General features: G+C 38.2%; 5 protein-coding genes. All 5 read right to left on the bottom strand.

The annotated features are described in order from the left end of the window. Nucleotides 1-180 (bottom strand): hypothetical protein (locus A6733_RS09305; RefSeq protein ID WP_242641574.1); only part of this gene is annotated, 180 nt, incomplete at its 3' end. A 216-nt stretch (nt 181-396) separates the two neighbouring features. Continuing rightward, nucleotides 397-3324 (bottom strand): hypothetical protein, encoded by a 2928-nt coding sequence (locus tag A6733_RS09570; RefSeq protein WP_176696724.1) that lies wholly within the window; start codon nt 3322-3324, stop codon nt 397-399. Nucleotides 3325-4518: 1194 nt separating this feature from the next. Next, nucleotides 4519-4719 carry a hypothetical protein gene (locus A6733_RS00140; protein WP_141663415.1) on the bottom strand — a complete coding sequence of 67 codons (201 nt, stop codon included), beginning with the start codon at nt 4717-4719 and terminating at the stop codon, nt 4519-4521. Nucleotides 4720-5086: 367 nt separating this feature from the next. Further along, on the bottom strand, nt 5087-5227 hold the full coding sequence (locus A6733_RS08590) for a hypothetical protein (RefSeq protein ID WP_176695689.1): 141 nt from the start codon (nt 5225-5227) through the stop codon (nt 5087-5089). Nucleotides 5228-5302: 75 nt separating this feature from the next. Then, nucleotides 5303-6206: hypothetical protein (locus A6733_RS08585; RefSeq protein ID WP_176696723.1), on the bottom strand; the 904-nt coding region annotated here is incomplete at its 5' end.

Genomic DNA, 6206 nt, shown 5'->3' with positions numbered 1-6206 from the left:
TCGTTCAGTTAACGAAAGTTTGCCACTCAATATTGGTGAGAGTTGTTTGCTTACAATACTATTGTAAAAATATTCAGCTAATTTATTAACTTTAAAAAGGAGACCTGCAACTACTCGAACACTCCCAGGAGACAGAGTAACGCCAAGTAAAAAGAGGGAACAACAATACCAGCCACTCAATATTGTTTATTTATTGAGTAAGAGGAAAGAAATAAAATACTACCACTACCTATAGAAATATAAATGAATACAAGCAAGAGCACGGCCAACACCCAAGCATGCTGACACAAAGAACGACCTCTATCTCATACAAAAAAAATAACCACCACCTGCAAACAATAGAGGAATAAAATCATGTAATACTATGGTAGGAAATAGAAGCAATTCTCACAATTACTATTCCCTTTTTCTCTTACGCCCTCTTCCTCTCTGAGCACTACCCCGATGCGAGGAAGAAAACCTACCTCTACCGCCACTGCCTTCACATCCTCCCATAGACCCACTTGATTCATCAGCAGGTGGTAGTTCTCGACTCAGCAACGCTGACAATCTCACTCCCACATCCTCTCCCTCAGCAGCAGTACCAGTAGCAGACATCAGCAAACTACTAACACCCACAGATGCAGAAGAAGAAGGTCCAGCAGTGGTATCATTACTTGCAGGCACCTCAGAATGACAATTAGTTAACCCACGCATAATATTCTTAGATCTGAGAAAATAACTAGAAGAACTACCAGCTGCAGTATAAGATTCTCCGATAGCAGTAGTATAGACAGCAGTTGGAACTACTAGCTGCTCACGCGAAATCACAGAATATGATTCATCCAAAACTCCAGGTGCAGAAACAGCACCTTCTCCAGCCAATCCAACAACTTCTCTAATAGGTACAGGTGATTCCGGAGAGAAGGAGGAAAGATCAGCATTACATCCTGATTCAGATGTATATGAAGACAACGAGGGTGAGGACGAAGATATAGGTAAGACCGAAAATGAAGAAGAAGGAGAAAGTGATTCGCCTTCCCCACCACCAAACACAGAACTAACATCAACAACCTCGGTCAATACAACATCTTCCTCAGGAGGTGGAGAAGCAGAGTAAATACCAGAAGCCGCTCTCAACTTCAACTCAGATGGGAATGAAGATACAGGCACAGGTACAGGCACAGGTACAGGCACAAACACAGGCACATGAACAATCACAGTTACAGGCACAGGCACAGGCACAGGTACAAACAACGGAAACAAAGATGAAGGTGCAGATAACTCATTCCCTAAAACTCTCAAATCAGGAGAAGCATCTTCAGTAGTCGATACTAGAACATCCTCACCAATATCCAAAAGAGATTCTCCAGTAACAATTGATGCAGCAACAGGATCGATAAGAAGAGACAAAGAAGATCCAATAACTTTAGATAATAACTCAGGTTCACACTGACCTGATAACTCAGGTTCACACTGACCTGATAACTCAGTCCTATATTGAGTTAATAACTCAGTCTCGGGTCGAGGCAATAATTCAGGCTCAGATTGAGGCAAAAATTCAGGTTCAGGTTGAAGTAATAACTCAGGCTCAGGTCTAGGCAATAATTCAGGCTCAGGTCTAGGCAATAATTCAGGCTCAGATTGAGACAAAAATTCAGGTTCAGGTTGAAGTAATAACTCAGGCTCGGGTCTAGGCAATAATTCAGCAGACTCAGGTTGAGGTAATAACTCAGGCTCAGGTTGAAGTAAAAATTCAGCCTCAGGTTCAGGCTCAAATTGGGGCGGTAATGCAAACTGAAATTGCAAATCAGAAGAAGAGCACACAATATCTGCGTAAGGATCTACCGAGTTCGTGCCATTACATGTAGCTTTACTACTACTTTCCGGTTTCTTGCTTTTATTTCTTGGATACCTTCTGGAAACTGAGAGTGCCACTACAGGAATATCAGCAACATCGAGGACATTAATAATATCTTTACAACAAACATCACTCAATGATTCATCTTCTAGACCAGCAAAAACTCTATTAGCTACCCCATTCCACTCAAAGTCAAATATAGACTCCAACAACCTACGAACAGTACAATCTAGTCTAGATAAAAAACCCAATAAACCACCTCCACTTAATGGCACTAGCGTAGTATCATTGGAACTCGACAATACTCGGATACTGCCGATGGTACGTATAAATTCAGGACGGTACTTGGAATGATATATACAAAGACACCTAGACACGAAACTAACTAAATGCAATTCCCTATAGGTTCTACACCAAATAGCTTTTCCAACCACAGAAAGTTTACTATTCATAATCTCTGATAGGTAATTGGATACCGAACGGGAACGAGACGTTTTGGCAGAATGATTAACGTCATAAAAAAGCTTATGAATTAGTCTAGCGCTATCAGGATGTAATTTAACATCCATCAAATCAACACATTCAACAGACGGTGAAACAGAAGAGGAAGTATCCCGAGTTGTAGAGGAAGATGGATTATCATTCTCAGCAGAAACAGACAACAAGGAAGGTGTACTAACCCCTAATGATCCTCTATTTCTATCAGTACCTTTACTAATTGTGCGCGTTGCATAACATGCTGCCGATAATGCAGCCGCAGGAACACCAGCAACTTCTAGAACATCAGTAACATCTTTACAAGCAACTGAACTCAAGGACCCACCTTCTAGAGCGCTAAGAGTACTATTAACTACTTCACCCCAAGCACAATTAAAAACAGACTCCAATTCAGTACGTACAGCACAATCTAACTTCGATAAAAAATCTAGCAAACCATCTCTGGGCAATGGTACTACATCACCGTCAGAAGAATCAGATAGCACTCTAATTTTAGGAAGAGCACGTACAAAATTAGGACGATGCTTAAAATGGTACTCACGAAGACACCTATATAAAAAATTAGCCTCACACATCATCCTGTAAGTACCGTACCAAATGGCTCGTCCAGTTACTGTAAGTCTATTACTAACATCCGGTGGTAGTTGTTTGCCTACCTTAGACTTGTAAATATGTTTAGCAAATGCACTTACTTTAAAAAGGATATCATTAATCACTTGAGCACTATCAGGATGTAACTTAACGCCCAGTGAATCAAAAACACCAGGACTGACAGTAAAGGTTGAAGCAGCTGTAGATTTTTGGGCAGCATCCTTTCCCCTACCTCTAGTACCCATCCCCTCACCTACAGAAGCAGCTGCATTTGAATTAGCTGCAGACAAAGCAACAACAGAAGAAGCTTCAACCTGCTGCAAACCACCAGCCTGTAAAGTGTCCTCTTTATTAACACCACAACTGCTCTCTGGAACTGCAGATACAGGATACATAACAACCTCTATGTTTAATTTATTGTTTATTATTCATTGTTTATTGAGCCCGTCGTCAGATCATACAACAACATTGCAAGAGAGAAGTAGACATAGTTACAAAACTAAATGCTCACAAAATCACGAACAGTAAGAGTGGTACATCACTACCATCCTTGTAACTCAATTCATAAAACAACACTCACATTCTCTGAAAGCAGTATTTAACACCTACAAAGGTAAAGTAAAAAGACATTGCCAATAAGACACGTAACTCGCATATAACTTAAAAAAACAAGCAACTATTAGTTGCATAAACTAATCACTAATAATGAAACGTACAATGCATTATTTGATCACCACTTAACTATAATTGGTGAAATGTAAAAATAAGATCTACAGCAAAATTCACAACTGTTTTGTGTTAAAAACAGCAATATAAATTTAAGTAACACAGACATAAGCCACCCACACATGCTAACTAAAACAACTAATGTAGAACATGCATATCACATACAATGCCAAAATCTCGTGTGAATATTTTATATAATATTACCTGCAGCGCTTAAAATCTGGATTAACTCAATAAATAAAAGTAACAATCAACATTGCACTTCATAAAATATCATTGTATTTGATACAAAAAAACCACATGAAATTAACTAATATAAGTCACGTGCAATACAAATATATGTTACACCTTCCTGCATATGTTTTGCGACGAGTGATGCTTTCATAACTCAGATAAACAAGAATAAGAATCACAAACTCCAATTACAGTATTCACATCTAACTTCTAACAATTGAGCAGCATTAAAAAAATTCAAAAGTTAGATACACAACTGCCGCCACTTATTAGGAGATGTATCGCCAAATAAAGCAAATACTTAAAACTATAACTGCACCCAGAAATTTACCTTTTATACATTAATTTAGTACCACTTTATATTTTATATTATGAGTATAATTTCACAAGTATAACTTTTTCATAACGTGCAAATTATGAATAAGAAAAAATATCAATCAATATATTTATATAAATAAATGATTAAATAAATTAACTACTAAGGATTGCAATTGTTAATATTTATTGAATAAGAAATGTGTAAAAATACGAACTACACCTGAGCATTCAATAGACACAAAAAAGAAGAGTCAGAGACGAATGTAACCCATCTCCTAAATCTCTCAACACATAAACAGCATCAACCGCTGTCAATCTAACTTCTCTAGCCAATGGCGGTGTAGGAAAGAAGGAGACATCGGCATTTGCTCCAACTCAAGCGAAGTTGAAAACAAATATTCAGTTATAAGTACAAGAAAAAATGAGGGTGCAGACAATTCATACCCTAAAACTTCCAAACTAGAAACAGTATCATCAGCAGCTAAGACTAGTAAGACGTCACTAGCAGCCAAAAGAGGCACCTAAGATCCAGCACCTTCGAGCAATGACTCAGGTCCAGGTTGAGACGATAATCAAGATTGAAGCTACAAACTTGAAGAAGAACCAACAGGACCTGTGTCGCCATCTTCTTAAGTAGTTACCTTCACTTGTAATTTTACTACTATTTTCTGATATCTTTCTTTTACCTACCCTGCGTCTTTGGAAATATTAAAATGCCACAGTAGTAATACCAACAACATCGATGACATTAACAAAATCTCCACAACAAACATCAATCAATGATACATCTTCTGGTTCAGAAAAAACTTTACCAGCTACTTTATCCCACTGAGATTTAAATACAGACTTCGCTTCATCAAGAACAGCAAAATCTAGTTTCTATGAAAAACCCAATAAACTACCTCCACTCAATGGAACTAACTTACAATCAGAGGAACTTGGCAACACTATAACACTAGAAAGTAAAAGTATAAAATCAGGACGATACTTGCAATGGCAGATACAAAAAAACCTAGACATAGAACTATATAGATGCAATTCCCTGTAGCCGTTAAGAGGTAGTCCTAGATCATCTAAAAAACATTACCACCACTATCAATCTAACTTCTCCAGCCAATGATGTTGCAGGAAAGGAGGAAATATCGGCACCTGCTCCCACTCAAATGAAGGCAAAGATGAAGATGCAGATAATTCATCCCCTGAAACTTCCAAATTAGGAACAGTATCATCAGCAGTTGGCACTAAAACAGCATCACTAACAGTCAATAAAGATTCACTAGAGACATTTGACTCAGAAACAGACCTGGTAACAAAAGGCAAAGAGGACCCAGTACCTTCAGGTGATCCTACAAAAGTAGGACCAGTACCAGCGGTAGACACGCTACCAGATTGATCTATATAAGAAAACAATGCAACAAATCTAGGAGATTGATCACTACTCTCCTCTAATAGCAACAAGGATCCTAATTGCGTCTTAGATTGGGAATGGGGGCCAGAAGTAGATGGATATGAAGATGCGGGTGTAGGTAATGAAATCGAAGGTGAATGTGAGGTAGCAGTAGTTGATCCACCTACTAAAGCTACAAACTCAGAACAAGCACTATCTCCAGTCGAGACTAAAGCATCATCAATAATATTCGAAGAAGATTCATCAGAAGAAGAACCATAATCCTCCTCTAATGGTTCATGATCTGTAATATCACTTCCTGAATCAGTGCCTACAGCTGTAATCTTACTACTACTTACTGATGTCTTACTTTTATTCATCATATATTTTCGGAAAACCGAAAACGACGCTACAGGAACATCAGCAACACCGAGGACTCTAATGAGATCTTTACAACTAACATCATTCAATAATCCACATGCTAATTCAGAACAAGCTTTACCAGTTTCCACAGCCCACCTAGAGTTAAATACGGACCACACTAGATCACGAATAGCACAATCTAGTTTCGATAAAAAATCTACTAAGTTAACTCCATTTAATGACGTTAGC

This window comes from Candidatus Ichthyocystis sparus, from assembly GCF_900078745.1.
GTDB lineage: Bacteria > Pseudomonadota > Gammaproteobacteria > Burkholderiales > 2013Ark19i > Ichthyocystis > Ichthyocystis sparus.
Note: the sequence above shows the minus strand (reverse complement) of the source record. Positions and strands in the feature narration are given on the sequence as shown.

What these genes read in the sequence shown, in the direction of transcription:
- A6733_RS09570 (WP_176696724.1), bottom strand. Translation starts at nt 3,324, where the DNA reads ATGTATCCTGTATCTGCAGTTCCAGAGAGCAGTTGTGGTGTTAATAAA.
- A6733_RS08590 (WP_176695689.1), bottom strand. Translation starts at nt 5,227, where the DNA reads ATGTCTAGGTTTTTTTGTATCTGCCATTGCAAGTATCGTCCTGATTTT.